Annotated in this window: 25 protein-coding genes; 8 read left to right on the top strand and 17 right to left on the bottom strand. The window is 73.2% G+C overall.

The window, feature by feature from the left end; all coding sequences use genetic code 11:
- Positions 1-7: 7 nt before the first annotated feature.
- Positions 8-2,233: a transglycosylase domain-containing protein gene (locus tag KC207_RS05050; RefSeq protein ID WP_211601808.1), complete on the bottom strand. Its 2,226-nt coding sequence runs from the start codon at positions 2,231-2,233 to the stop codon at positions 8-10.
- Between the two features lie 220 nt (positions 2,234-2,453).
- On the opposite strand from KC207_RS05050, the gene KC207_RS05045 reads away from it, so the two are divergent.
- Positions 2,454-3,017: a PadR family transcriptional regulator gene (locus tag KC207_RS05045; protein ID WP_437179120.1), complete on the top strand. Its 564-nt coding sequence runs from the start codon at positions 2,454-2,456 to the stop codon at positions 3,015-3,017.
- Positions 3,018-3,084: 67 nt separating this feature from the next.
- Positions 3,085-4,176, top strand: coding sequence for an inositol-3-phosphate synthase (locus tag KC207_RS05040; protein WP_211601807.1), 1,092 nt, complete (start codon positions 3,085-3,087; stop codon positions 4,174-4,176).
- 129 nt (positions 4,177-4,305) lie between these two features.
- On the opposite strand, the gene KC207_RS05035 is transcribed toward KC207_RS05040, so the two are convergent.
- From KC207_RS05035 to KC207_RS05020, 4 genes are all read right to left on the bottom strand, one after another.
- Positions 4,306-4,656, bottom strand: coding sequence for a hypothetical protein (locus KC207_RS05035; RefSeq protein ID WP_211601806.1), 351 nt, complete (start codon positions 4,654-4,656; stop codon positions 4,306-4,308).
- Positions 4,653-5,171: a hypothetical protein gene (locus tag KC207_RS05030; RefSeq protein WP_211601805.1), complete on the bottom strand. Its 519-nt coding sequence runs from the start codon at positions 5,169-5,171 to the stop codon at positions 4,653-4,655. Before KC207_RS05030 ends, KC207_RS05035 begins: the two co-directional genes overlap by 4 nt.
- 31 nt (positions 5,172-5,202) lie before the next feature.
- Entirely contained in the window at positions 5,203-6,696 is a 1,494-nt protein-coding gene (locus tag KC207_RS05025; protein ID WP_211601804.1) for a hypothetical protein, read from the bottom strand.
- Between the two features lie 153 nt (positions 6,697-6,849).
- The gene (locus tag KC207_RS05020; RefSeq protein ID WP_211601803.1) at positions 6,850-7,269 is read right to left on the bottom strand and encodes a hypothetical protein; all 420 of its coding nucleotides are present in this window, start codon (positions 7,267-7,269) and stop codon (positions 6,850-6,852) included.
- Positions 7,270-7,317: 48 nt separating this feature from the next.
- Here KC207_RS05020 and KC207_RS05015 point away from each other — a divergent pair, with 48 nt between their 5' ends.
- Positions 7,318-7,839, top strand: coding sequence for a hypothetical protein (locus tag KC207_RS05015; RefSeq protein WP_211601802.1), 522 nt, complete (start codon positions 7,318-7,320; stop codon positions 7,837-7,839).
- A 42-nt stretch (positions 7,840-7,881) separates the two neighbouring features.
- Here KC207_RS05015 and KC207_RS05010 read toward each other — a convergent pair whose 3' ends face one another.
- Positions 7,882-8,535, bottom strand: coding sequence for a hypothetical protein (locus KC207_RS05010; RefSeq protein WP_211601801.1), 654 nt, complete (start codon positions 8,533-8,535; stop codon positions 7,882-7,884).
- 175 nt (positions 8,536-8,710) lie between these two features.
- Between KC207_RS05010 and KC207_RS05005 the strand changes: the two genes are divergently transcribed.
- From KC207_RS05005 to KC207_RS04985, 5 genes are all read left to right on the top strand, one after another.
- Positions 8,711-9,991 carry a hypothetical protein gene (locus KC207_RS05005; protein ID WP_211601800.1) on the top strand — a complete coding sequence of 427 codons (1,281 nt, stop codon included), beginning with the start codon at positions 8,711-8,713 and terminating at the stop codon, positions 9,989-9,991.
- A 78-nt stretch (positions 9,992-10,069) separates the two neighbouring features.
- On the top strand, positions 10,070-10,858 hold the full coding sequence (locus KC207_RS05000) for a hypothetical protein (protein ID WP_211601799.1): 789 nt from the start codon (positions 10,070-10,072) through the stop codon (positions 10,856-10,858).
- A gap of 5 nt (positions 10,859-10,863) precedes the next feature.
- The gene (locus KC207_RS04995; RefSeq protein WP_211601798.1) at positions 10,864-11,415 is read left to right on the top strand and encodes a hypothetical protein; all 552 of its coding nucleotides are present in this window, start codon (positions 10,864-10,866) and stop codon (positions 11,413-11,415) included.
- 118 nt (positions 11,416-11,533) lie between these two features.
- Positions 11,534-12,583, top strand: coding sequence for an OmpA family protein (locus tag KC207_RS04990; protein WP_211601797.1), 1,050 nt, complete (start codon positions 11,534-11,536; stop codon positions 12,581-12,583).
- Between the two features lie 9 nt (positions 12,584-12,592).
- Positions 12,593-13,195: a hypothetical protein gene (locus tag KC207_RS04985; RefSeq protein WP_211601796.1), complete on the top strand. Its 603-nt coding sequence runs from the start codon at positions 12,593-12,595 to the stop codon at positions 13,193-13,195.
- A 112-nt stretch (positions 13,196-13,307) separates the two neighbouring features.
- Here KC207_RS04985 and KC207_RS04980 read toward each other — a convergent pair whose 3' ends face one another.
- From KC207_RS04980 to KC207_RS04930, 11 genes are all read right to left on the bottom strand, one after another.
- Positions 13,308-13,892, bottom strand: coding sequence for a hypothetical protein (locus tag KC207_RS04980; protein ID WP_211601795.1), 585 nt, complete (start codon positions 13,890-13,892; stop codon positions 13,308-13,310).
- 79 nt (positions 13,893-13,971) lie between these two features.
- Positions 13,972-14,181 (bottom strand): hypothetical protein, encoded by a 210-nt coding sequence (locus KC207_RS04975; RefSeq protein WP_211601794.1) that lies wholly within the window; start codon positions 14,179-14,181, stop codon positions 13,972-13,974.
- A gap of 134 nt (positions 14,182-14,315) precedes the next feature.
- Positions 14,316-14,951 (bottom strand): response regulator, encoded by a 636-nt coding sequence (locus KC207_RS04970; protein ID WP_211601793.1) that lies wholly within the window; start codon positions 14,949-14,951, stop codon positions 14,316-14,318.
- Positions 14,951-16,138: a sensor histidine kinase gene (locus tag KC207_RS04965; RefSeq protein ID WP_211601792.1), complete on the bottom strand. Its 1,188-nt coding sequence runs from the start codon at positions 16,136-16,138 to the stop codon at positions 14,951-14,953. Before KC207_RS04965 ends, KC207_RS04970 begins: the two co-directional genes overlap by 1 nt.
- Entirely contained in the window at positions 16,128-17,033 is a 906-nt protein-coding gene (locus tag KC207_RS04960) for a type II secretion system F family protein (RefSeq protein WP_211601791.1), read from the bottom strand. The genes KC207_RS04965 and KC207_RS04960 overlap by 11 nt, the downstream gene beginning before the upstream one ends.
- Entirely contained in the window at positions 17,030-17,953 is a 924-nt protein-coding gene (locus KC207_RS04955; protein WP_211601790.1) for a type II secretion system F family protein, read from the bottom strand. The genes KC207_RS04960 and KC207_RS04955 overlap by 4 nt, the downstream gene beginning before the upstream one ends.
- Positions 17,950-19,278 carry a TadA family conjugal transfer-associated ATPase gene (locus tag KC207_RS04950; protein ID WP_249138566.1) on the bottom strand — a complete coding sequence of 443 codons (1,329 nt, stop codon included), beginning with the start codon at positions 19,276-19,278 and terminating at the stop codon, positions 17,950-17,952. Before KC207_RS04950 ends, KC207_RS04955 begins: the two co-directional genes overlap by 4 nt.
- Entirely contained in the window at positions 19,275-19,619 is a 345-nt protein-coding gene (locus tag KC207_RS04945; protein WP_211601789.1) for a TadE/TadG family type IV pilus assembly protein, read from the bottom strand. Before KC207_RS04945 ends, KC207_RS04950 begins: the two co-directional genes overlap by 4 nt.
- Positions 19,616-21,292 carry an AAA family ATPase gene (locus tag KC207_RS04940; protein WP_211601788.1) on the bottom strand — a complete coding sequence of 559 codons (1,677 nt, stop codon included), beginning with the start codon at positions 21,290-21,292 and terminating at the stop codon, positions 19,616-19,618. The genes KC207_RS04945 and KC207_RS04940 overlap by 4 nt, the downstream gene beginning before the upstream one ends.
- A complete protein-coding gene (gene cpaB / locus KC207_RS04935) occupies positions 21,292-22,023 on the bottom strand; it encodes a Flp pilus assembly protein CpaB (protein ID WP_211601787.1) in 732 nt (243 codons plus the stop codon). Before cpaB ends, KC207_RS04940 begins: the two co-directional genes overlap by 1 nt.
- Positions 22,020-22,826 (bottom strand): hypothetical protein, encoded by an 807-nt coding sequence (locus KC207_RS04930; protein WP_211601786.1) that lies wholly within the window; start codon positions 22,824-22,826, stop codon positions 22,020-22,022. The genes cpaB and KC207_RS04930 overlap by 4 nt, the downstream gene beginning before the upstream one ends.
- Positions 22,827-22,908 lie beyond the last annotated feature (82 nt).

Genomic DNA, 22,908 nt, shown 5'->3' with positions numbered 1-22,908 from the left:
GCGGGCGTCAGCCGCTCTCGGGCGGGGACGCCTGCGGCGACGGCGTCGGTGGCCCGTCGGTCGGAGGCGGCGGCACGGTGAGCGACGGCGAGGGCTCCGGGGTGGGCTCCGGCTCCGTCGGCTCCGGCGTCGGGGTCGGCTCCGGCTCCTCGGTCGGCGTCGGCTCCTCGGTCGGCGTCGGCTCCTGCGAGGGCTCCGGCTCCGGCTCGGGCTCGGGCGCCGGGGGTGGGGGCGGGGGCGCGGCGTCCTCGTTGATGTAGGCCGCCTCCGGGAACTCCTGGACCTCGGTCCCCTCGAGGGCGACCTTCATGTACTCGGTCCAGATCCGCGCGGGGTAGGACCCGCCGGTGATGCTCCCGGCGTTCTCGAGGTCCTCCATCCGCAGCTCGTCGCCGCTCTCCGGGTCGGACCGGTACATCCCGACCGCGGTCGCGAGCTGCGGCACGTAGCCGTCGAACCACGCGGAGCGGAAGCTCTCGGAGGTGCCGGTCTTGCCCGCGGCCGGCCGGCCGAGGTTCTCGCCGACGTAGCGGGCGGTGCCGCCCTGGACCGGCTCCTGCATCGCGGTGATGACGTCCGCCATGAGGTCCTCCTCGAAGACCCGCTGGGTCTGCGGCTCGGCCTCGATCGTCGGGAGGGAGTCGTCGAGGAAGCGGATCTCGCTGACGAGGTAGGGCTCGGCCCGCACCCCCTGCGCCGCGATGGTCGCGTAGGCGTTGGCCATGTCCATGACGGTGACGTAGTCCGTGCCGAGGACGTTCGACAGGTTGGCCTGCAGCTCCGAGCGCACCCCGGCGTCCTCGGCGGCCTGCATCGTGTTCTCGGGGCCGGCCTCGATGTTCATGTGCGCGTAGGCCGTGTTGACCGAGCTGCGCGTCGCGTCGAGGACCGAGATGTACCCGAAGGACTCGTCGCCGAAGTTCTTCACCCGACCCTCGCGGGCGTTCTCGGAGTCGGCACCCGGGTCCGCGAACTCCTCGAGGAACTGCGGGCTCGACCCGTCGAACGTGGACCGCAGGTTCACGTCGCCGCTCTGCAGCGCTGCGATGAGCGAGAAGATCTTGAACGTCGAGCCGGCCTGCATCGTCGCCTGCGTCGCGTCGTTGAGCTGGCGCTCGGAGAAGTCGCGGCCGCCGTAGAGGGCACGCACGGCACCGTCGCCGGGCTCGATGGACACCAGGCCCTCGTGGATGTCGTCGTGCCCCTCGGGCCGCTGCTCGTCCACCGCCGCGACCGCCGCGTCCTGCTTCGGCTTCTCGATCGTCGACACGATCCGCAGGCCGCCACGCTGGATGTCGGACTCGGTGAGCCGGTGCTTGTCGACCAGCTCGGTCTTGATGAGGTCGACGGCGTAGCCGTTCGTCCCGGTGAACTGGCGCTGGCGGTACGCGGCGACCTCCGGGAAGGTCGCGTCGGCACGCTGCCCCGAGTCCAGCCACCCCTGGTCGACCATCGCGTCGAGGATGTAGCTGCTGCGCGTCTCGACGTTCTGCTGCTGCTCCTCGCCGAGCCGGGGGTCGTAGAGCGACGGTCCGCGGATCACCGAGGCGAGGACCGCCGACTGGGCCGGGGTCAGCTCGGCCGCCGTGACGCCGAAGTAGGCCTCCGCGGCGGTCTCGATGCCGTAGGCGCCGCGGCCGTAGTAGATCGTGTTGAGGTAGTTCTCGAGGATCTCGTCCTTGGACAGCTGCCGGTCCACCTTGAGCGAGATGAGGATCTCGCGGGCCTTGCGGGTGATCGTGCGGTCCTGGGTGAGGAAGTAGTTCTTCACGTACTGCTGGGTGATCGTCGAGCCGCCCTGGGTCGCCTCCCCGCCCTTGACGGCGACCCACACGGCCCGGGCGATGCCCGTGGGGCTGATGCCGCTGTTCTCGTAGAAGTTGCGGTCCTCGGCGGCGAGGATCGCGTGCTGCATGTCCTCGCTGATCTCCGACAGCGGCACCGACTCGCGGTTGCCCCCGTCCTCGGACAGCCGCGCCATCTCGGTCTCGCCGTCGGCGTAGTACACGACGCTCGCCTGGGCGGTGACCATCTCGTTCGGCTCGGGGACGTCGGTGAGGGCGTAGGCGATGCCGAGCCCGACGACGCCGAGCACGGCGGCGACGAGGCCGGCCCACAGGCCACGCCTGGCCCAGGTCCGGCGGGTGGACGTGCCGTCCCCGCCGCTGCGGGTGCGTCGGCCGTTCGTGGCGCGCTTGGCCTCGGCGCGGGTACGGGGCTTACGAGTCGTCATCGGCTTCCGGGGGTGTCGGGGCGAACGGACGGACGCGAGGGTGTCGCGTCCGAGGAGCAAGTATGGCGGCCGATCCTGGGCGTGCGCTCCATACGGGCGGCGCGGCACGTCCCTGACCGGCGGCGGGACCGTCGATGTATCGACACGATATATCTGTGCTACGTTCACGAGCGATACATCGACCGGACCGGTCATCGCGCGTGAGGACGGAGGGAGCCCGATGGTGTCGCGCCGCGCCCAGCTGCTCGAGTTCGCCGTCCTCGGCCTGCTCCACGAGGGGCCGACCCACGGCTACGACCTGCGTCGCCGGCTCGACCTCGCGCTCGGGCCGTTCCGGGCGCTGTCCTACGGCACGCTCTACCCGGCTCTGAAGTCCCTGCTCACGCGGGGCCTGATCGCCGAGGCCGAGGACACCGCGGGCAGCGGCAAGCGCGCTCGGGTCGTCTACGAGCTCACCGCGGCCGGCAAGGAGCACTTCGCCGACCTCGTCGCCCGCACCGACGCCTCGGCGTACGACGACGACGGCTTCGACGTCCGGTTCGCCTTCTTCGCGCGCACCGAGCGCGAGGTGCGGCTCCGCATCCTCGAGGGCCGGCGCTCCCGGCTCGAGGAGCGGCTCGACAACGTCCGGCAGGTCTCCACGGCCCGCCGGGAACGGATGGACGCGTACACCGCGGCCCTCCAGCAGCACGGTGAGGACCGGACCGAGCGCGAGGTGCGGTGGCTCTCCGAGCTCATCGACGCCGAGCGGCGCCACCCCACCGACCCCGGCCCCCAGCCGTAGGGCGGCGGGGCACCCGCCCCGTCGGCCGTCCACCCGTCCACCCACCGACCTCCGTAGGAGAAAGACCATGGGTTCCATCCGCGTCGCCATCGTCGGCGTCGGCAACTGCGCGTCCTCGCTCGTCCAGGGCGTCCACTACTACCGGGACGCCGACCCGGCCACGACCGTGCCGGGCCTCATGCACGTCGTCTTCGGGCAGTACCACGTCCGCGACGTCGAGTTCGTCGCCGCGTTCGACGTCGACGACAAGAAGGTCGGCAAGGACCTCGGCGAGGCGATCAACGCCTCCGAGAACAACACGATCAAGATCGCCGACGTCCCGACGACCGGGGTCACCGTCCAGCGCGGCCACACCCTCGACGGCATCGGCAAGTACTACGCGCAGACGATCGACGAGTCCCCGGCCGAGCCGGTCGACGTCGTCGGCGCCCTCCGCGACGCGCAGGTCGACGTCCTCGTCTCCTACCTCCCGGTGGGCTCGGAGCAGGCCGACAAGTTCTACGCCCAGTGCGCCATCGACGCCGGCGTCGCCTTCGTCAACGCCCTCCCGGTCTTCATCGCCTCCGACCCCGAGTGGGCCGCGAAGTTCGAGGCCGCGGGCGTCCCGATCATCGGCGACGACATCAAGTCCCAGGTCGGCGCGACGATCACGCACCGCGTCATGGCGAAGCTCTTCGAGGACCGCGGCGTCCAGCTGGACCGCACCTACCAGCTCAACGTCGGCGGCAACATGGACTTCAAGAACATGCTCGAGCGCGAGCGCCTGGAGTCGAAGAAGATCTCCAAGACCCAGGCCGTGACGAGCAACCTCACCGGCGAGCTCGCGGGCAAGACCGAGGACCGCAACGTCCACATCGGCCCGTCCGACTACGTCGCGTGGCTCGACGACCGCAAGTGGGCCTACGTCCGCCTCGAGGGTCGCGCCTTCGGCGACGTCCCGCTCAACCTCGAGTACAAGCTGGAGGTCTGGGACTCCCCGAACTCGGCCGGCATCATCATCGACGCCATCCGCGCGGCGAAGATCGCCAAGGACCGCGGCATCGGCGGCGCGCTGCTCTCGGCGTCGTCCTACCTCATGAAGTCCCCGCCGGAGCAGCGCCCGGACGAGGTCGGCCGCACCCGCCTCGAGGCCTTCATCACCGGCGACGAGGAGCGCTGAGCGCCCCCGGACTCGCGACCTACGGCGCGGTACCGGTCGTGATCACGACGAGTCCTGCGCCGTAGCACGCGACACGACGACGCGGGCGGTTCCCTTCGAGGGGCCGCCCGCGTCGTCGTGCGTCGGCGCTCAGCGCAGGCCGGGACGGGCGGTGCGGCCGACCGTCCACAGGACCCCGGCACCGACCGCGCCGGAGACGACGAGCGTCACGACCCAGCCGACGAGGTAGGTCGGGGACAGGACCGGGACGCCCTGCGCCGCGAGGCCGGCGAGCGAGGCGAAGGCCCCGAGGACGCCGACGCCCGCGGCCGCGAGGACGGCGTCCCGCCCCACCGGGCGGACGAGCGCGACGAGCACCCCGGCACCGACGAGGGCACCGACCGGGGCCGAGACGATCGGCAGCGCGAGCACGAGGGACTGCAGGAGCAGGACGACCGCGACGTCGACGACCGCCGCGAGGAGGACCGGGCGAGGGCTCACGAGCCGCCGCCGGTCCTGCTGAACCGGAGCGAGGCGATGATCTGGTCGACGACGGTCGCGTCGAGGGTCTCCCCGGTGATCGCGATGGCCGCGGTCGACGGCGACGGCCACTGGCCCGCGATCACCCACACGCCCTGGTGCGGGGTGCCGTCCTCGGTGTAGGTGAAGTCGCTGCGGACGGCGGTGTCGGCGCCCTCGACCGTCGCGTTGTCGACCCCGCTGCCCTCGTATCCCTCGAGCTGCACCGTCGCGGGCAGGTCGAGACGGCTGTAGGCGGCCGATGCCGTGGGGTCGGTGCTGAACTCCCCGGAGACCTGCAGCTCCATGCCGTCGCCGACGTACCGCTGGGTCCACAGCTCGCCCGTGGCCGGCTCCTCCGACCAGGACTCGGGCCGCTCGAGGGTCAGGTGCCCGACCTCGACCTCGCTGTACCCGGCCGTGCCCCCCGAGCAGCCGGTCGTCACGGCGAGCCCCAGCCCCGCCAGGAGCGCCGCCACCGTGCGCATCGTCGTCATCGTGTCCTCCCGCGTCGCGATCCGGTGCCGATCATTCCACGCAGGCCTCGTAGGGCACGGCCGGCCTCGTGCCGTCCGGCTGCGGCGCCCCGAGGTAGGCCGCCTCGGTCGCCGTCGTCTCCTCGGACTCCATCGTGAAGTCCGCCCCGAACGCCAGGCCGAACTTCACGTTGAGCGCGAAGCCCTGCGCGTCGGTGACCTGGTCGTAGGCGACCGTGCTCGAGGTCGCGTTGTTGTGCATGAGCATCGCGAACGGGTCGTCCGGGTCGGCCTGCGACGGGTCGACGGCGTTGAGGGAGATGAGGCCGGGGTACGCGTAGTTCCCGGTGCCGCCGAGCCAGTCCGTGACGATCTGCTGGCTCGCGGCGTCCTCCGGGTCCAGCTGGAGCGTCGTCTCGGTGACGACGACGTCGCCGTCCGTCGTCCCGCCGGTGATGCCGCCGCCGGCGCTGTTCTGGTTGTCGCCCGAGCCCTGGGTCACCTCGCCGTCGGCGGACCCGCCCCCGCTGGAGCTCACCTCGCTCGTGGAGACGATCTGGACCTCGGTGATGACGTTGTCGGAGTTGCGGGTGATCGAGAGCGACATCCCGGCCATCGACCCCGTGCCCCCCGTCGCGAGCGCGATCTGCCCGGTGAGCTCGGCGTTGAGCGACAGGTCGGTGACGTAGGTCCGCGTGTCGTCCTCGGCGTCGTCCGGCGTGCCCTTGTTGTCGTTCGTCACCGTCCACTGCGCGCTTCCGCCCAGCTGCGCGGTGACCCCCTGCTGGGTCATCGCCGCCTGGGTGAGCGGCGCCGTGCCCGTCGTCGTCGAGATGCCGAGCTCGCCCGTGACGTCACCGGTGAGCGCGATGCCGCCGAAGCTCGTCGACGGCACCGGCGGCGGGTCGGCGCCGAGCAGTGGCCGCGGCATGCAGACCCCCATGGCGCACGCGGGGTGGGTGAGCGCCCACTGGTCGTAGAGGTAGTCGTCGAGCTGGTCGCGGAACTGCTCGGCCTGGTCCATCGACTCGAACTGCCACGTGCTGCCGTAGTCGAACTCGACGCCGCCGCCGAAGTCGACCGACGCCCCCGCCTCGAGCTGGCCGAAGGCCGCGTCGGCCCCGAAGCCACCGGTGGCACCGATCTCGCCGCCGTTGGAGGCGGTCATCGTCACGGTCCCGTCGCTGTACTCGGTGACGACGAACCCGGCGTTCTCGCCGATCTCGACGAACCCGATCTTGATGACCGAGCTGTAGCTGTCGCCGGTCTGCTGGATCGTGCACTTGTCCGGCTCGAAGTCGGAGTCCTCGGGGGCGTCGTCCTCGGCCGCCGCCTGCCCGTCCCCGTCCCCGCCACCGGCGCCGCAGTCGGACCCGCCGGTGACCATGCACCAGGCCCGCTGGACCTGCTCCGTGGCCGACGTCGAGTTCACGACGAGCGCCACCCCCGCGACGACGACGCCCACGATGAGCGCGATGCCGATGTACTCGGCGGCCGTGGCCCCCCGCTCGTGCCACGCGGACCGCGCTCCCCCTCGCTGGGTCATGATGACGGGTCTCCCCCCGGGACGGCTCGACGGACGTGGCCGACGCTACCGGCGCGGGAGGGTCCGGCCCCAGGGCCCAGGGGCCTGGTCCCGGGCCCGGGTCCCCCTCCCCGACAGCCGGGCCGGTCCGCCCGGCGGCCGGCGGGGGTCCGGTCAGCGCAGCCGGCGGGGGTCCTCGTCGTGGCCGCGCAGCCCGACGAGCGCGGTCCCGGCGGCGAGCCCGAGCCACACGACGACGTCGAGCAGGAGGCCGGCGACCGTGGAACCCGTGAGGGCCACGCCGAAGAGCGGTCCCCCGGCCTCGGCCGTCGCCGACCACAGGAGAGGGTCGAGGAGCAGCCCGCCCGCAGCGACACCGACGAGCGGGAGCGGCCGGTCCCACGGCCCCCGTCGCGCGAGGACGACGACGACGAAGCCCAGGCCCAGCAGGGAGAGCACCGTCCGCAGCACGACGGCCGACCCCACGCTCAGCGCGCTCGAGCCGGCGACCACCCCGACGGTCCCGAGGATCCCCACGACGACACCCACCGCCACGACGCCCCCGACGGCCCACAGCACGTGACGCGTGGTCATGCCGTGCTCCCTCGGGTCGACGTCGGTCCGAACTGGGATGATCCTCCCATGCCGGCCTCGTCGTTCCCGTACTCGTCCGCCCGGTTCTGGCCCCTCGTGCTCACCGGCTCGGCCGTCGTCCTGCTCGCGGGTCTGGCCTTCGGAGTCGTCGCGCTCTCGGCCGCGCCGTCGGTGGCGCTGCGGGCCGCCCCCGGCGAACCGGTGACGCTCGGCGACGACGTCGACGGGGACGCCGCGGTCTTCGTCGCCCCTGCGGACCTCGCCGGGTCGGCGGTCACGTGCACCTTCGGCGAGCTGTCCCGGTCCGGCTCCGCCGTGCCCCCGGTGCTCCCCGACACCATCGACGTCGACGGCGTCGAGCACGTCGAGGCCCTGCCGGTCTCGGAGGCCTTCGCGGGGCGTGAGATGACGTGCACCGGGGACGGCCTCGCCTCGGTCGCGGTCGCGACGAGCCCCGGCCGTCAGGCGCTCGTGTTCTCCGTCGCGCTCGTCGTCGGCAGCCTGTTCATCGCCGGGACCGCCCTCGTCATGCGGGTCGTGGCCCGGGCCTCCGACCCCCGTCGCCGCTGACCCTGCGGGATCGACGGACGCCGGAGCGACGCCGGCGCGGGCTCAGGCGGCCTCGGGGGTCAGCGCGACCGTCCGCAGGGCGCTCGCCGCGTCGCCGTCGGCGAAGAGGTCCTCCCGGGTGAGGGCGACGACGTTCACCGTCGTGGACGCGCCGACCCGCAGCATGAGCTGGCGGTAGCGCACCGGCGTCGAGCGGACCTCCTCGGTCCAGTCGACGACGACCGCCTCGCTCGCCCCGGGCCACTCGACGCTGCGCCGGGTGACATCGGTCGCGCCGGCGACGTCCTGCTTCGTCGAGGCGAGCACCTCGCTGCTCTCGGTGACCGGGACCGGGTCGTTCTCGACGACGACGACGCTCAGACCCTGCCAGGTCTCGGTGTCCCCGCCGGGGGGCCGGAAGCCGGTCGTCGTCGTGGACTCCCCCCTCGGGCCCTCCTGCGGCGCGGTCGTCCGCTCCTCCCACCCCTCGGGCACCGCGATGGTGAAGCCCTCGGCAGTCACCGTCCGGAACCCCGGCGGCGGCGCGGCGGCAGGCGCCAGGTCGCTCGCCGTGGCGCTCGGTCGGATGCTCTCGAGCCGGTCCGTGCCGGTCCCGTCCTCCGCCCCGGGTCCGGAGCAGGCGGCCGCCACGAGCACCGCCACGGTGCCCGCCAGCAGCGACGCCACCCGGACCGTCGTCCTCCCCGTCGTCCTCACCCGGCCCATCATGCCCGAGCGGGCGCCCCCGGGGATCCGCCCGAGGACCCGACCTCCGCACCACGCCTGGGCCCGAGGCCGGGCCCCTGGGCCCTGCCGCCCCGGCACCCGTGCTGCGAGGATCGCGACGTCCGGCCGGGAGGGACCGGACGAGGACGAGCGAAGGGCGGACGAGGTGACCGGGGCGGGACCAGCACGGCGCGCGGCCGAGAGCGGCCAGGCGTCCCTCGAGAAGATCGGGGGCGCGCTCATCGCCGGCGTCGTCATCGTCGCCGTCGCGCTCACGGTCAACACCGGGTCGGTGGGGGCCACCGTCTCCCAGGCCTGGTGCGCCATCACGAGCCTCGGGCAGGGCGACTGTTCCGGCGACGGGTCGCAGCTGGCGAACCCGAAGGTGCCGACCGAGCCGTGCGTCGTCGGCGAGGACGGCCACCGGGCGAGCATGAAGGCCGCCTTCGTCGTGTCCGGCAAGAACGAGCGCGCCCTCGTCGTCGAGGAGCTGAGCGACGGGACCTACCGGGTCGCGATGGTCGACGGGGGCCAGCTGGGCGTCGAGGGCGGGGTCGGCTGGGACGCCCGGCTCGAGGTCAACGGCACCCGGTGGGGCAGTGACCTCTACGCCGGCGGCGGCGCCTACCTCGACGCCGCCGAGTCACAGGTCTGGACCGTCCGCAGCGAGGACGAGCTCGCCGCGCTCGTCGACTACGCCCGCTTCGCCGACACCGTCGACTCCACGACCGGACCGCTGTCCGGCCCCATCACCTGGATCGGCGAGCAGACCGGCTTCGTCGACAAGCCCCGCGAGCCCGACAGCGTCGTCTACTCCGGCGGTCTCAGCGCGTCCGGGTCCGCCGGGATCACCGCGTGGGTCGGTGGCGGCGAGCTAGAGGCCGCGGTCGGCGCGGACGGCGCCGTCGAGGTGCACGCCGACGGGCGGCGCACGTACTACGTCGGCGCGAGCGGCACCCTCGACCTCAGCGGGGCCATCTCGATCGAGGCCGGCTCGCTCGGTGGCACCGCGTCGACCCGGATGGTCGTCGAGACCGACGCGGACGGCGAGACCACCGCGGTCCGGTTCGAGACCAACGTCGTCACGGACGGGGAGCGCTCGGTCTACACCGACACCGTCTCGCTCGACAGCGACGCCGACCGGCAGCTCTTCGAGGACTACCTCGCGGAGGCCGCGACGACAGCGGTCGCAGGCCCGGGTGGGCTGCTGCTCGACCGTCCGGCCACCGAGGACTTCGCGGCGATGATCGACGAGCGGGGCCAGCAGACCCGCCTCACCTACGACACCGGGGACAGCCTCGACATCAGCGCTAATGCCTCGGGGAAGCTCCTCGGGGAGGTCGGGCTGGAAGGCGCGTTCTCGCTACCGAGCGCCGCCCTCACCGACGCGGAGTACGACGACGGCACCGGCTGGGTGCCGTGGGCGGGGTGCATGGGCGCGGGCTGACCGCCGTCGCCACCCGTTCACCCGCGCGCGGTCCCGTTCACCCGGCCGGCCCCGCGGTCGGCGGGTATCGTCCCCGGTGTGTCGGGGCGAGGAGCTGTGCGGGCCGCGTTCGGGGGCGTCGTGGCCGCGGTGGGCCTCGCGCTGTCGGGCGCCGCACCGGTGCCCGCCGACGTCCCCTCCGACGACGTCGTCCCCGTGTTCGGGCAGGCCTTCGTGGCCGCCCTCGGCGAGACCGAGGAGCGTCCTCCGACGATGACGGTGAGCGTCCACGGCGTCCGGCGCTTCGAGGCGGCGACGATCCTCTACTACTCGGTCGGGTTCTCCGGCGAGGCCCCGGACCCCGAGCTGCTCCCCGTGACCCGCTACGGCACCGGGCCCGAGACCTACGGCACCCTCCAGGCGTCGTCCGGCGCCACCTTCATGGACACCGCCGCCGTCATCGACGTCCCCGGCAAGCGGTCGTACGCGGCCCTGCGCACCGAGCGGGGCGAGGCCGTCAAGGCCCCGCCGCCCGTGGCTCCGGAGGACCGCTTCCGGCTCTCGGAGCGCGCCGTCGTCCAGTGGGTCGCCCTCGCCCCGGTCCCGAAGCGGCTCACCGAGGTCGACGTCCTCATCGGCAGCGCCTTCGTCCGGGGGGTCCCCGTCGGCGACGGCCCGCTCACACCCGAGGTCGACGACCCGGCCCCGACGGTCGGCACCGGCTGGCCGACGATCCCGACGACCCAGCTCGTGGACGCCGTCCGGGACGGCACCCGTCGGGCCCTCGTCACGACGGTGCGGGACCGCCCCGAGCCCCAGCCGACACCGGACCCCTCCGCCACGTCGTCGCCGTCCCCGTCCCCCTCGCCGTCGGCGACCGAGGGATGACCCCGGTGCCCTCCCGTCTCTCCGCGGCCGCGATCGCCGCCGCCCTCGCCCTCGCCGGCTGCTCCGGGGAGTCCGCGTCGAGCCCCTCCGCCAGCCCGACGCTGACGATCGCCCGCAGCCCCACCCCGACGAGCGCCGGCCCCACGGCCGACTTCGTCGAGGCCCCGGAGTACCGGCCGCTCGCGACGACGACGGCGAGGGAGGGCTCGTCCTACTCCGGGGCCACCTTCGAGATCCTCCGGCTCGAGAGCGACGAGCGCTCGACCCTGCTCGTCTGGTCCGCCACCCACCCCCGGACGGTCCGCGCCGGGTCCGACTTCGACGTCCGCCTGTGGGAGAGCTTCCCGGTGCTCAACACCAAGCGGAAGGCCTTCTCCGTGCTCACCTACGAGACCCCCACCGGGGAGACCCAGTGCGTGTGCGTCGACATGCGGGCGATGCGAGCCGAGCCGAACCCGCAGGGGGCGATGTACCCGCCCCTTCCGGAGAACGTCACGTCGGTCACCCTGACCTCTCCCTGGTTCGGCGACGTCACGGTGCCCGTCACCCGGTCCTGACCCCGCGCCGCCCGGGGTGCGTGGCGGGCGCGGGACGGGCGGGCGGACGGAACCCCCGGTGCCGCAACCGCGTCGGTACAGTGTGACCGTCCGCATCCGACCCGGGGGAACATCCACGATGAGAACCGCTGCCGCGACGCTGGCCGCCCTGGCCCTCACGGCGACGCCGACCGTCGCGGGCGCCACCGAGGCCCCGCCGCTCCCCACGGTCGAGGACGTCCCCGTCCTGGCCCAGACCTGGGTGGGGAACGTCAACGACGACCGCCTCGCCGTGCTCTCGGTCCACGGGCTGCGCCGCATCGACGGCGGCACCGTCCTGTACTACTCGATGGGAACGCCGCAGGACGCCCTCGGCGACCGCGCCACCTTCTCGGCGTACGGCAACGGCAACACCTACGTCTTCCCCCAGGGGACGAACACCCTGTGCGCCGCCGCGGCCGTCGACGCCGAGCAGGGCCTGGCGTACGGCGCACTCGCGGCGTCGACGCCGACGGGATGCCTCTCGACGGGGATCGTCGACTTCGCGACGACCGCGGAGGACCCGGAGCGCGCGCCCGTCGCCCACGTCGTCCTCGCCGAGGTGCCGGACGACGTCGACGTCGTCGACGTGTTCGTCGCCTCGCAGCTCGTCCAAGGGGTCCCGGTCGAGGACGGCCCGCTCGAGCCCACCGTCGAGGAGGCGGCACCGGCCGTCGGCACCGGCTGGCCCTCCGTCGACGCGGCGGAGGTCGCCGAGGCCGACGACTCACGCTCCGTCTTCGATCTCCAGTCGCGGGTCAAGGACCTGTCCGAGGACGTCACGACGACCCAGGACGGCGAGCAGCAGGAGCTCGACCTCGACGCGTCGGTCCTCTTCGCGACCGACGAGGCGCGGCTCACCTCGCGGGCCCGGTCGGTCATCGCCGACGCCGCCGAGCAGATCGAGGCCGCCGGCACGAGCGGGACGATCACCGTCACCGGGCACACCGACAGCAACGCGAGCGACTCCTACAACCTCGACCTCTCCCAGCGCCGCGCCCGGGCCGTGGGTCGCGCGCTCGAGCAGCGTCTGCCCGACGGCATCACGGTGCGCACCGAGGGCAAGGGCGAGGCCGAGCCGATCGCCGACAACGGCACCGCCGAGGGGCGTGCCCTGAACCGCCGGGTGACGATCACCCTGCCGAGCTGAGGAGCGACGATGACCTTCCGACGCGACCGTGTCGCCGCCCTCGCCGTCGCCGCCCTCACCGCAGGCCTGCTCGCGGGGTGCTCGGACGACGAGCCCGACGCCACTCCCACGGGCGACGGCCCGAGCGCCAGCGCCACCGGGACGCCGTCGCCCAGCGAGACGGCTCCGGTCGACCGGTCCCGCGAGGTCGTCGACGGCGCCGCCCCGCTCGAGGAGATCGGGACGACGACCGGAGCCTCCGGGTCGAGCTTCCGCGGCGCGACCTTCACCTTCTACCGGCTCGACGCGTCCCCCACCTCGACCCTCCTCGTCTGGACGATGACCGGTGGTGGGGGCAGCAACCCGCAGGACGCCAACTACCTGTCCTGGGAGCTGTACCCGCGGATGGTCGTGGACGACACGGAGTACCGGGTCCTCACCTACTCCCGCCAGGGCGAGGACGACACGGAGGTTCCCGGCGCGGTGTCGAACCCGGTCCTGCGCCTGACCGACGGCACCGAGAGCAGTCCGCAGTCGGCGCTCTTCCCGCCGCTGCCGGACGACGTCGACGAGGTCGAGCTCAAGAGCCCCTGGTTCGACAACCTCACCCTCCCGGTGTCCCGGCCGGGCTGACCACCCGCTCCCGGGACGGCGGCTGCGCCCCGGACGGGAGCGACCGGCGAACGCATCGGAGCCCGGTCCCACACCCCCTGCGGGCGGACCGGGCTCCGACGTTCGTGGCGGGTCACTCGACGAGGCGGACCCGGAACTCCTTCTTCAGCTGGCCGGGTGGCGTGAGCAGCGTGACGGTCCCCCCCGACGGGTCGACGTAGACGTCGACGGTGATGTCGCCGCACGTCGCGGTCGTCTCGTACCCGGTCACCGACCCGGGGATCGTCACGACGATGCAGACCGCGAGCCGGCGACCGGTCTCGGCGACGGCCGAGGCCCGCTCGGGCGAGCCGGTCTCGGTCCGGAAGTCGCTCGTCACCGTGGCCTCGACCCGGTCGGCGAGCGGGAAGTAGGAGTAGGTGGTGAGACGGGTGTCGTTGCGCGAGGCGTAGGACTGTGCCCGGCCGAACCCGTCGTTGCCGTGCCACTCCCCTCGACGGGAGTTGAGCGAGGCCTGGATCTTGCCCCACGCCTGGTCGGCGACCCGCTGCGCGCCGGCGAGGGCGGCGGCGTCCGCCCCGGACTGGATCGTGCTCGCCTGGCTGGCGGCCGCGGAGCCGCGGTAGACGAGGGCGAGGGCGGCGCCGACGACGAGCAGGGTCGCCGCGACGACCAGGGCGGTGACCGCCTGGCCGGCTTCCTGTCGTCTCGTCCTCATCGGCTCGAGCCCTTCCCCTCCGTGTGGACCGCGGGAGGGGCGAGGACCGTCTCCGGCCCTCGCCCCGTCCTCACGTCGGTCAGCTGCCGCCACCCTTGAGGATGTTGTTCCAGGCGTCCTGGATGACGCCGGTGACGGAGCCGTTGTTGACGACACCCGCGATCGCGGCGATGACGACACCGGCGACGAGCGCCATGCCGAGGTACTCGAGGCCGTTCTGGCCGGACTCGGCGCGCTCCCGGAGGCGGCGCGCGAGGCTGGTGTAGCGGGCGGCGATGGAGTGGGTCATGGTGTGCTCCTTGGTCTGTGCTTCCCCTGTGTTCCGAGGGCCTGCGGTCCCCGACCTGACGAGGAAGAACTTACGGGGACGGGCGGGGCCCGCCCAGGGCCCGAGGGCCCAAGGCGAGGCCCAAAGGGTCCCGGTCACGACCCGGGCCCGGAGCCGAGCCACACGACGATCGCCTCGGCCCGGGTCGTGACGCCGAGCTTGGGGAAGATCTGGTTGATGTGGTTCTTCACCGTCTTCTCCGACAGGAAGAGCTCGCGGGCGATCGCCCCGTTCCCCTTGCCGGCCGCCACGAGGTCCATGACCTCGGCCTGCCGCTCGGACAGCTCGAAGGCGCCACGGTGGGCCACCGACCGGGTCGTCCCGGAGCCTCCGCGCACGGCGGCGAGCGCCGGCCCGGACAGGGACCCGATGCCCTGGGCCGCGGCCCGCACCATCGCCCCGAGGCCCTCGGCGTCGAAGGTGCCGTGCACGAGGTAGCCGACGGCGCCCTCGTCGAGCGCCGCGAGGATCACCTCGCTCTCGTCCGAGAACGTGAGCATGAGGACGTGCGAGGTCTGCGAGATCTCGCGGACGACCGACACCCCGTCGCGCGCGGGCATCCGCACGTCGAGGAGGACGACGTCCGGACGGGTCCGGGCGACCTCGGCGACGGCCTCGTCCCCGTCACGGGCCTCGGCGACGATCTCGAGGCCGTCGTCGGTCTCGACGAGGGAGCGGATCCCCCGACGCATCACGTCGCTGTCGTCGACGATGCACACGGTGTAGGGCATCAGGCCATGACCTCCGTCGTCCGTTCCACGAGCCCCCGGCGGTGCACGCCGAAGGTCACTGTCGTCCCCCGCCCCGGCGCGGTGTCGTGCGCGAACGACCCCCCGACGAGCTCCATCCGCTCCCGCATCCCCGCGACCCCGAAGTGGCCGCGCTCGGGCGAGGCGGCGACGTGCTCGGTCTCGCTGCCCCGCCCGTCGTCGCTCACCTGCAGGGTGACCCGGTCCTCTTCGGCGCCGAGCGACACCCGCGTCGTGCACCGCCCGGCGTGCTGCCGGACGTTGTCGAGCGCCTCCCGCAGGGCCATGAGCAGCTCGTAGCGCACGAGGGAGTCGGTGACGTCGACCGGCTCGAGCCGGACGGTGACCCGTCGGCCGGTCGCGCTGCGCCACTCGTCGACCACCTGCGCGACGCTGTCGCAGAACGGCACCTGGGCCGACTCGGTCCGCAGCTCGCCCATGAGCTCGCGGACCTGGCCGATGACCGCGGTGCAGTCGGCCTCGAGCTCCTTGGCCCGCTGGGTCGCGACCTCGGGGCGGCGCTCGAGGTGCGCGGGCAGGCTGGAGGCCGTGAGGGCCATCGACTGGAGCGACTTGGCGATCGTGTCGTGCATCTCTCGGGCGATCCGGGCGCGCTCCTGCGAGGTGGCGGCCACCGACATCGCGTCCCGCAGCGCGGCCTGCGTGCGGGACTCCACCGCGGCCGTGCGCTGGATGGCGACCCCGAGGAGCCAGAGCGTGACGAGGACCGCGGGGACGACGATGACGAACGCCGTCACCGTCGCCTCGTCGACCGGCTCGCGGGCGAGCAGGGTGAGGTGGACGGCGACGAGCACGGCGACGACGAGCAGCCCGGGGACCCGCGGCAGCCACAGACCGACGACGAGGGCCGAGGTCGCGAGCGCGAGGACGAAGGGGGTGTCGACCCCGACGACGCCGACGACGACCGCGACGAGGACGACGTCGAGGAGGACGAGGATCGGGTGCCGGGCGACGAGGGCCCGCACCCGCGAGGACGACAGCGCGACGTAGGAGAAGACGGCCGCGACGACGACCGGCACCGAGAGCACCCCGTCCCCGCGCAGCAGCCACACGACCTGGAGGAGCAGGAGCAGACCCAGCCGGACGAGCAGCGCGACCTGGGCGACCCGCAGGGCGAGCCGCGACCCGGCCGTGCCGTCAGAGCCCACCGAAGGACCCCAGGTCGAGGTCGGACCCGATGAAGAGGCCGACGACGAGCAGGACCATCGCCCCGGGGACCATGACGATCGTCGTGAGGAGGGTGACCCGGGGCGCGAGCGAGGCCGCCTTCTGCCGGAACCGCTGCGCCGACGCCCGCCGCATGTCCCCGGCGATCTGGTTGAGCGTGTCGACGAGCGGCGCGCCGAGCTCCTCGGCCTGGAGGTAGGCCGTCGCGAACTCCTCGATCGACTCCGAGGAGTTGCGCTCGCGCAGCGACCGGAACGCGGCCCGCACGCTCGCCCCCGTCCCGATCTGGTGCAGCGTCGTCATGATCTCCTCGGAGAGCGGTCCGCCGAAGCGCTGCGCGACGACGGCGAGGGCCTGGCGGAACCCGATCCCGGCGCTCACGGTGACGGCGAGCACGTCGAGGAAGTCCGGCAGGTCGCGGTCGATCTGCTCGCGCCGCTTGCGGGCCACCGCGGACAGCCGGGAGAGCGGCATGACGAGGATCGCGCCCACCGCGAGCAGGACCGGGATGATGCGGCCCTGGAGCACGAAGATGACGACGGCCGGGGAGACGATGACCGCCCACATGACGCCGCGGGCGATGACGGAGTCGACGTCCATCCCGGCGGGACGACCGGCCTGGTCGATCTGGCGCCGCAGCCACGTCGTCGCGGACGCGGGCATCGAGCGGCGGACCGCCGGGGCGAGCCGGTAGGACAGCGCCGCGAGCGGCCCCTGGGAGGTCGCCCGCCGCTTCGTCGACCCCTGGAGCAGCGCGAGGTCCTCGACGTGGAGGTCGGTCGCGGGGTCGGTCCGCAGCATCCGCCAGCCGCGCAGGAGCAGGTAGACCGCCACCGCCGCGACGAGGCCGGGCACCGCGCCGACGAGCCAGCTCATATGTCGAACCTCGTCATCCGGCGGATGGCCCAGAAGCCGCCGCCGAAGATCATCGCCGCGAGTGCCAGCGCCCCCTGCCCCAGCGGCTCACGGGTCATCTTGTCGACCGTCCCGGGGTTCATCACGTTGAGCATGAGGAGCATCGCGAACCCCATGCCGATGACGAGGTAGGACGTGACGACCGGCTGGGACAGGGTCGTCTTCACCTCCCGCCGGGTCTCCTTGCGCTGGTCGAGGGCTTCGGCGATGTCGCGCAGCGCGGTGACGAGCGACCCGCCGCTGCGCTGGGCGACGACGAGGGTCGAGATGAGGACGGAGGTCTCGCGCGAGCCGACCCGTTCGCTCAGCTCGTCGAGCGCGGTCGTCAGGGGGGCGCCGAACCGCAGCCGGGTGGCGACCCGGGAGAGCTCGGTGCGGGCGGGCTCGGCGAGCTCGTCGCCCGCGACCGCGAGGGCGGTCGGCAGGGACAGGCCGGCGAAGCTCGCGTTGGCGAGGACCCGGGCGAGCTCGGGGAGCTGGCCGACGAAGGCCTCCTTGCGCCGCTCCCGGGCCCGGCGCAGGAACATCCGGGTGAGGAGCGCCCCGAGGGCGAACCCGAGGACGCCGAGCAGCGGCGCGAGGAGGGTCCACAGCGCGACGACGAGCGCGACCGCTACGGCGAGCCCGCCGAAGGCGACGACCGACGGGCGACGGTCGATGCCGGCGACGTCGAGCTCGCGCGAGAGCCACCGGCCGACCCGGGTCCGCGAGAACGAGGCGTCGAGGATCTCGAGGAGGCTCGGTTCGTCGGTCTCCATCCCGCTCTCGGCACCGGTGATCGCGGCGTGCCGGTGCCGGGCGACCCGGGCGAACTCACGCAGCCCGAGCATGAGGAAGACGACCGCCACGACCGGGCCGAGGATCATGACGAGCCCGGTCACGGCTCCTCCATGAAGGCCGGGAGGGTCGCGCCCGCCTCGACGATCCTCCGGCGCAGCGCGGGCGGGGCGCCGTGGGTGACGAACCGACCCTTGGTGCGGGCGACCTCGTCGACGTGCACCGGGTCCCACGTCACGAGGGGCACGAGGTCGAACTCCTCCTGGCGCCGGGAGGCGACGTAGCTGGCGTCGACGACGCGGCGCGCGCCGTCGGACTGTCGGGTGAGCTGGATGATGACGTCGATCGCCGAGTTCACCTGGTCGCGGATCGCATGGAAGGGCACCTCGACGTCGCTCATCGAGGACAGCGTCTCGAGCCGGGCGAGCGCGTCGTCGGGGCTGTTCGCGTGGACCGTCGTCAGCGACCCCTCGTGACCGGTGTTCATCGCCTGGAGCATGTCGAGCGCCTCGCCGCCGCGGCACTCCCCGACGATGATCCGGTCGGGCCGCATGCGCAGCGCGTTGCGGACGAGGTCGCGGATCGTCACCTGGCCGCGGCCCTCGACGTTCGGGGGACGGGTCTCGAGCCGGATCGTGTGCGGCTGGTCGAGGCTGAGCTCCGCGGCGTCCTCGATGGTGACGATCCGCTCGCTCGGGGCGATGAAGCTGGAGAGCGCGTTGAGCAGCGTCGTCTTGCCCGAGCCGGTGCCACCGCTCACGACGACGTTCAGCCGGGCCTCGACGCAGGCCCGCAGCAGCTCGGCGATGTCCCGGTTCACCGAGCCCCACTCGATGAGCCGCTCGAGGGAGATCGCCGTCGGGAAGAGCCGGATCGTCACCGTGGGGCCGTTGAGCGACAGCGGCGGGAGGACGACGTTGACGCGGGCGCCGCGCGGCATCCGGGCGTCGGCGGGCAGCCGCGCGTCGGCCATCGGGCTGGACTCGTCGACGCGCCGGTTCACGGTGGAGACGATGCGGTCGATGGTCTGGAGCAGCTGCTCCTCGCTCGTGAACGAGCCGGGCCACTGCTCGAGCCGGCCACTGCGCTCGACGAAGATCGTCTCGTAGCCGTTGATCATGATCTCGCTGACGGTGGGGTCGGCGAGGATCGGCTCGAGGACACCGAGGCCGACGGCCTCGTCGACGACCCGGCGGACGAGCAGGTTGCGCTCGCTCGTGGAGAGGATGACGCCCTCACGGGAGACGAGGTGGGCGATGACCCGCTCGAGGCGGGCCCGGCGCTGACCGGGCTCGAGCTTGCTCAGCTCGCCGAGGTCGACCTCCTCCAGGAGCATCCGACGGAACGTCGCGATGAGGGTCTCGTCCTCGCCGCCGAGCCGGCTCGCGGCGGCGGCGTCGCCGATGAAGGACCCGTAGGACCTGCTCACGGGAGCTCTGCCGGCATGTCGACCGTCCGCGAGACGGGGTCGAGGCCGATGGCGGTGAACGCCGGGACCTCGACCTCGACGGTGTAGCTGTAGCCGTCGCCCGCCCGGCCCCCGCTGAGCCGGAAGTCGCGCAGCGGACCGGGCAGGGCGTCCTCGGCCGCGGCCCGGGGGTCGTCCCCGAGGGTCGCGGCCCGGGCGGCGGCGCGGGCGGCCTCGTTGGCGGACACGGCGGCCCAGCCGCCGATCGCCAGCTGCCACACGAGGAAGGCGACGAGCAGCAGGAACGGCACGAGGACCATGAACTCCAGCGAGGCGGTGCCCCGCTCGCGGCGGGCGCTCATCGTTCGCTCACCATCCCCCGGGTCGAGCTGAGCTCCTGGGGGAAGCCGATGTTCCGCGGTCCGGCCATCGGGATCCGCATCCGGACGGTGACGTCGTTCCCGGAGACCGAGACGCCGAGGTCGTCGAAGCCCATCGGCGTGCTGCGCCGGGCCTCGGCCTCGGCGGCGGACCGGTTGCCGCTCACCGAGTACTCGCGCGCCGCGGCGGCCGCCGCGTTGCCGGACATCACGAAGGTGAGCCCGATGACGACCACCTGCCACGCGGCCAGGGCGATGAGCAGCGCGAACGGCAGCATGACGACGTTCTCGAGCGAGAGCTGGCCCCGTTCGCGGATCCGGCGACGGCCGGCCGGCCTCGAGGCAGGCTCCGCGTCCGGTCCGGCGCCGTCGGACGCCTCGTCGGCCGCGTCCGCCGTCGCCTGGGCGGTGGCGACCGCGGCGGCCTCGTCGGCGGGGGTCGGCTCCGTGGGGGTCGTGGCCCGGGTGCCGCGCATCCGTCCTCCCTTGGGGGTCTTCTCGACCGCCGCGGTCTCGAGGTCGAGGTCGCGGCGGACGGCGGTCATGAGCTTCCACCACGCGACCTCGGTGACGGCCCGGGGGTCGCGCTCGTTCATCGCGGGCTCGAGGGCGCGGACCGACAGCGGGACGGTGCTCTCCAGCACGCTCGCGGTCGTCAGCTGCTCGACGGCCGACGCCGGGAAGATGCTCGTCTTGTCGACCTTGTTGACGAGCACCCGCAGGGCCCGCTCGTCGGTGACCCCGAGAGCCTCCCAGGCGAGCACCCGCTTGCGCATCGCCCGGACCGCGAGGACGTCGGCCGTCGTGACGACGACGGCCTCGTCGGCGAGCTCGAGGACGGTCGCCTGGCTCGGCGAGACCGACCCGCCGCCGTCGACGACGATGAGGTCGAACTCGCGACGCAGCAGGGCGAAGATCGGGCGCAGCGCCTCGGCGGTGATGATCTCGGTGTGCCGGACGTCGGCGGGGCTGAGGAGCAGGTTGAGGCCGCACTCGTGCTGGACGATGGCGTCGTTGACCGTCGTGCTCGACAGGTCCTGGTGCACCTTCGCGAGGTCGGCGATGGAGACGGCCTGGCGGACCTCGAGGACGGCGCTGACGTCGCCCTTCTCGAGGTCGAGGTCGACGACGCAGACCCTGCGGTCGGGGTTGGCCGTGAGGTGGTCGATGGCGACGTGGAGGGCGAGGGTCGTCGTGCCGACCCCGCCCTTGGCGCCGACGAAGGCGAGGACCTTGCCGCGGGCCGAGCTCGCCTGGGCGATGGCGCCGGCGAGGATGTTCTTCATGTGGCGTGCCCAGTCACCCGCCTGGGTGATCTTGGCCGACAGGTCGTCGAAGGCGAAGGGGTGGCCGATGACGCCGCGGGCCCCGGCCTCCATCGCCCGGATGACGGTGGCGTCCGTGCGCTCCCCGGAGATCTGGAGCACGGCGACGCTGGGGAACCGGGTGCCGAGGTCCCGGATCGTCTGGGCGACCGGCTCCGGACCGAGGTGTTCGTGCAGGATGACGACGTCCGGGTCGATCCGCGACGCGTAGTCCAGGACCATCGACGAGGACTGCGCGACCCCGACGACCTCGGTGCCGTCGAGCTCGTCGAGGAGCGAGCGCAGGTCGGACTCGACCGTGCCGTTCGACATGCCGATGAGGATGCGCATCAGTTGGCCTTCATCGGGACGGCCTCGCCGCCGAGCTCGCCGGCGTCGTACTCGTTGGGCTCGCCCTCGCGGTTCGTCCCGACGTCGTTGGGCAGGGCGACGAGCCGGACCTGGCTCGCGAACTCCGCGGCGAAGGTCACCGACAGGGCCTGGTCGGGCTCGAGTGCGAGGGTCACGGGGATGACGTCCTGCTCGAACGTGCCACCCTCGGTGCTCTGCGAGGTGACGGTCTGCACGCCGGCGATCGAGACGATCCGCACGTCGCGCACGAGGATCCGCACGGACTGCGGGAGCCCCGGCACCTCGGAGAAGACGGCGTAGATGTCGACCCGGTCGCCCGGCCGGACGCGACCCGCGACGCCGGTCACCGCGTCGACGTTGATCGCGACCTCGCGCTCGGTGGAGGACAGGGCGCTGCTCGGGATGAGCATGTCCGAGCTCACCGTCGAGCCCTCGTTGAGGCGGAAGCCGATCCGCCGCCCCTGGAGCTCGTCGAGGGTGAGGACCGAGGACTCCGGGACCCAGCGCTCGGGGATCTCGACGGCCTCGAGGTTGTCCGGCCCGAGCGGGGTGTAGGCCTCGATGGCGCCCCGGGCCTGGTAGACGGTCACCCGCGACCCGACCTGCGTGTTGACGTTCGCGACGTACGCGGACACGGCGAAGAACGTGCCGACGGCGACGACGAACGAGACGAGGACGAACAGGAGTCCTCGTCGCTGACGGGGGTTCATGCGGCGGGTACCTCGCGAGAGTCGGGGCGGACGTGGCAGAACGGGCAGGTGTCGGCGTGCATCGGCTCACGGCAGACGGGACAGCGGGCCGTGCGGGGACCGGGTGCGGCGAGGAACTCGTCGACGACGGCGAACTCGACCCCGGGGTTGCCGTAGACGCCCCGGACGTCGGCGACGACCGGCGGCACGTGGACGACGGCGTCGGAGCCGAACCAGGCGACGAGCCGGTCGACGCCGGGTGAGCCCTCGGGGGCGCCGACGACGAGCCGGCCGGTGCCGGAGCCGTCGAAGCCGGCGGGCTCGGCCTTGACGACGCGGCCGTCCGGACCGCAGCGCGCGACGAAGCGTGGCCCCCAGGGGAAGATCGAGCGCAGGTGCTGGCCGAAGCTCGGGCTCGGGTCGTCGAGCCGGGTCACCCGCCGCAGCCACGCGCCGCTGACGGTGACGTCGAGGGTCTGCGGGATCCGCGCGAGCCGGGCGAGGTCGCCCTCCCCCTCGACGTGGGCCGCCTCGAGGGCGATGACCGTCGCGGCGAGCAGGCTGGAGGTGACGGGCAGCCGGGTGACCGGGACCGCCGGGAGGGCACCGGACACGACGTTCGCGAGGAGGGCCGCGCCCGCGTGGTCGGCGGGACGGTGCAGGACGACGATCCGGGAGTCGGCCCGGAGGGAGGGCCGCAGCCGCCCCACGACCTCGGGCCCGCCGAGGCGGCCGCTCACGGGGACGTCGTCCTCGCCGAAGCGCCACATCTGGACCGAGTCCGGTGCTCTCGACGGGTCGAGCACGCACAACGACAGCGACATCCGTAGGCTCTCCTGAGACTCCCCCGGGACGAACCGCCCTCCTGCGGCTCGTCGCGAGCATAGCGTGGGGCGACAGTCCCTG

Source organism: Phycicoccus avicenniae (assembly GCF_018139485.1).
Classification (GTDB): Bacteria; Actinomycetota; Actinomycetes; order Actinomycetales; family Dermatophilaceae; genus Phycicoccus; species Phycicoccus avicenniae.
Note: the sequence above shows the minus strand (reverse complement) of the source record. Positions and strands in the feature narration are given on the sequence as shown.

Excerpts from the sequence above, each read along its gene's own strand:
- KC207_RS05040 (WP_211601807.1), top strand. The coding sequence starts at position 3,085 with ATGGGTTCCATCCGCGTCGCCATCGTCGGCGTCGGCAACTGCGCGTCC.
- KC207_RS04940 (WP_211601788.1), bottom strand. The coding sequence starts at position 21,292 with ATGCGCATCCTCATCGGCATGTCGAACGGCACGGTCGAGTCCGACCTG.
- KC207_RS05015 (WP_211601802.1), top strand. The coding sequence starts at position 7,318 with ATGCCGGCCTCGTCGTTCCCGTACTCGTCCGCCCGGTTCTGGCCCCTC.
- KC207_RS04975 (WP_211601794.1), bottom strand. The coding sequence starts at position 14,181 with ATGACCCACTCCATCGCCGCCCGCTACACCAGCCTCGCGCGCCGCCTC.
- KC207_RS05050 (WP_211601808.1), bottom strand. The coding sequence starts at position 2,233 with ATGACGACTCGTAAGCCCCGTACCCGCGCCGAGGCCAAGCGCGCCACG.
- KC207_RS05020 (WP_211601803.1), bottom strand. The coding sequence starts at position 7,269 with ATGACCACGCGTCACGTGCTGTGGGCCGTCGGGGGCGTCGTGGCGGTG.
- KC207_RS04960 (WP_211601791.1), bottom strand. The coding sequence starts at position 17,033 with ATGAGCTGGCTCGTCGGCGCGGTGCCCGGCCTCGTCGCGGCGGTGGCG.
- cpaB (WP_211601787.1), bottom strand. The coding sequence starts at position 22,023 with ATGAACCCCCGTCAGCGACGAGGACTCCTGTTCGTCCTCGTCTCGTTC.
- KC207_RS04930 (WP_211601786.1), bottom strand. The coding sequence starts at position 22,826 with ATGTCGCTGTCGTTGTGCGTGCTCGACCCGTCGAGAGCACCGGACTCG.
- KC207_RS04970 (WP_211601793.1), bottom strand. The coding sequence starts at position 14,951 with ATGCCCTACACCGTGTGCATCGTCGACGACAGCGACGTGATGCGTCGG.
- KC207_RS05045 (WP_437179120.1), top strand. The coding sequence starts at position 2,454 with ATGGTGTCGCGCCGCGCCCAGCTGCTCGAGTTCGCCGTCCTCGGCCTG.
- KC207_RS04945 (WP_211601789.1), bottom strand. The coding sequence starts at position 19,619 with ATGAGCGCCCGCCGCGAGCGGGGCACCGCCTCGCTGGAGTTCATGGTC.
- KC207_RS05025 (WP_211601804.1), bottom strand. The coding sequence starts at position 6,696 with ATGACCCAGCGAGGGGGAGCGCGGTCCGCGTGGCACGAGCGGGGGGCC.
- KC207_RS04980 (WP_211601795.1), bottom strand. The coding sequence starts at position 13,892 with ATGAGGACGAGACGACAGGAAGCCGGCCAGGCGGTCACCGCCCTGGTC.
- KC207_RS04990 (WP_211601797.1), top strand. The coding sequence starts at position 11,534 with ATGAGAACCGCTGCCGCGACGCTGGCCGCCCTGGCCCTCACGGCGACG.
- KC207_RS05030 (WP_211601805.1), bottom strand. The coding sequence starts at position 5,171 with ATGACGACGATGCGCACGGTGGCGGCGCTCCTGGCGGGGCTGGGGCTC.
- KC207_RS04985 (WP_211601796.1), top strand. The coding sequence starts at position 12,593 with ATGACCTTCCGACGCGACCGTGTCGCCGCCCTCGCCGTCGCCGCCCTC.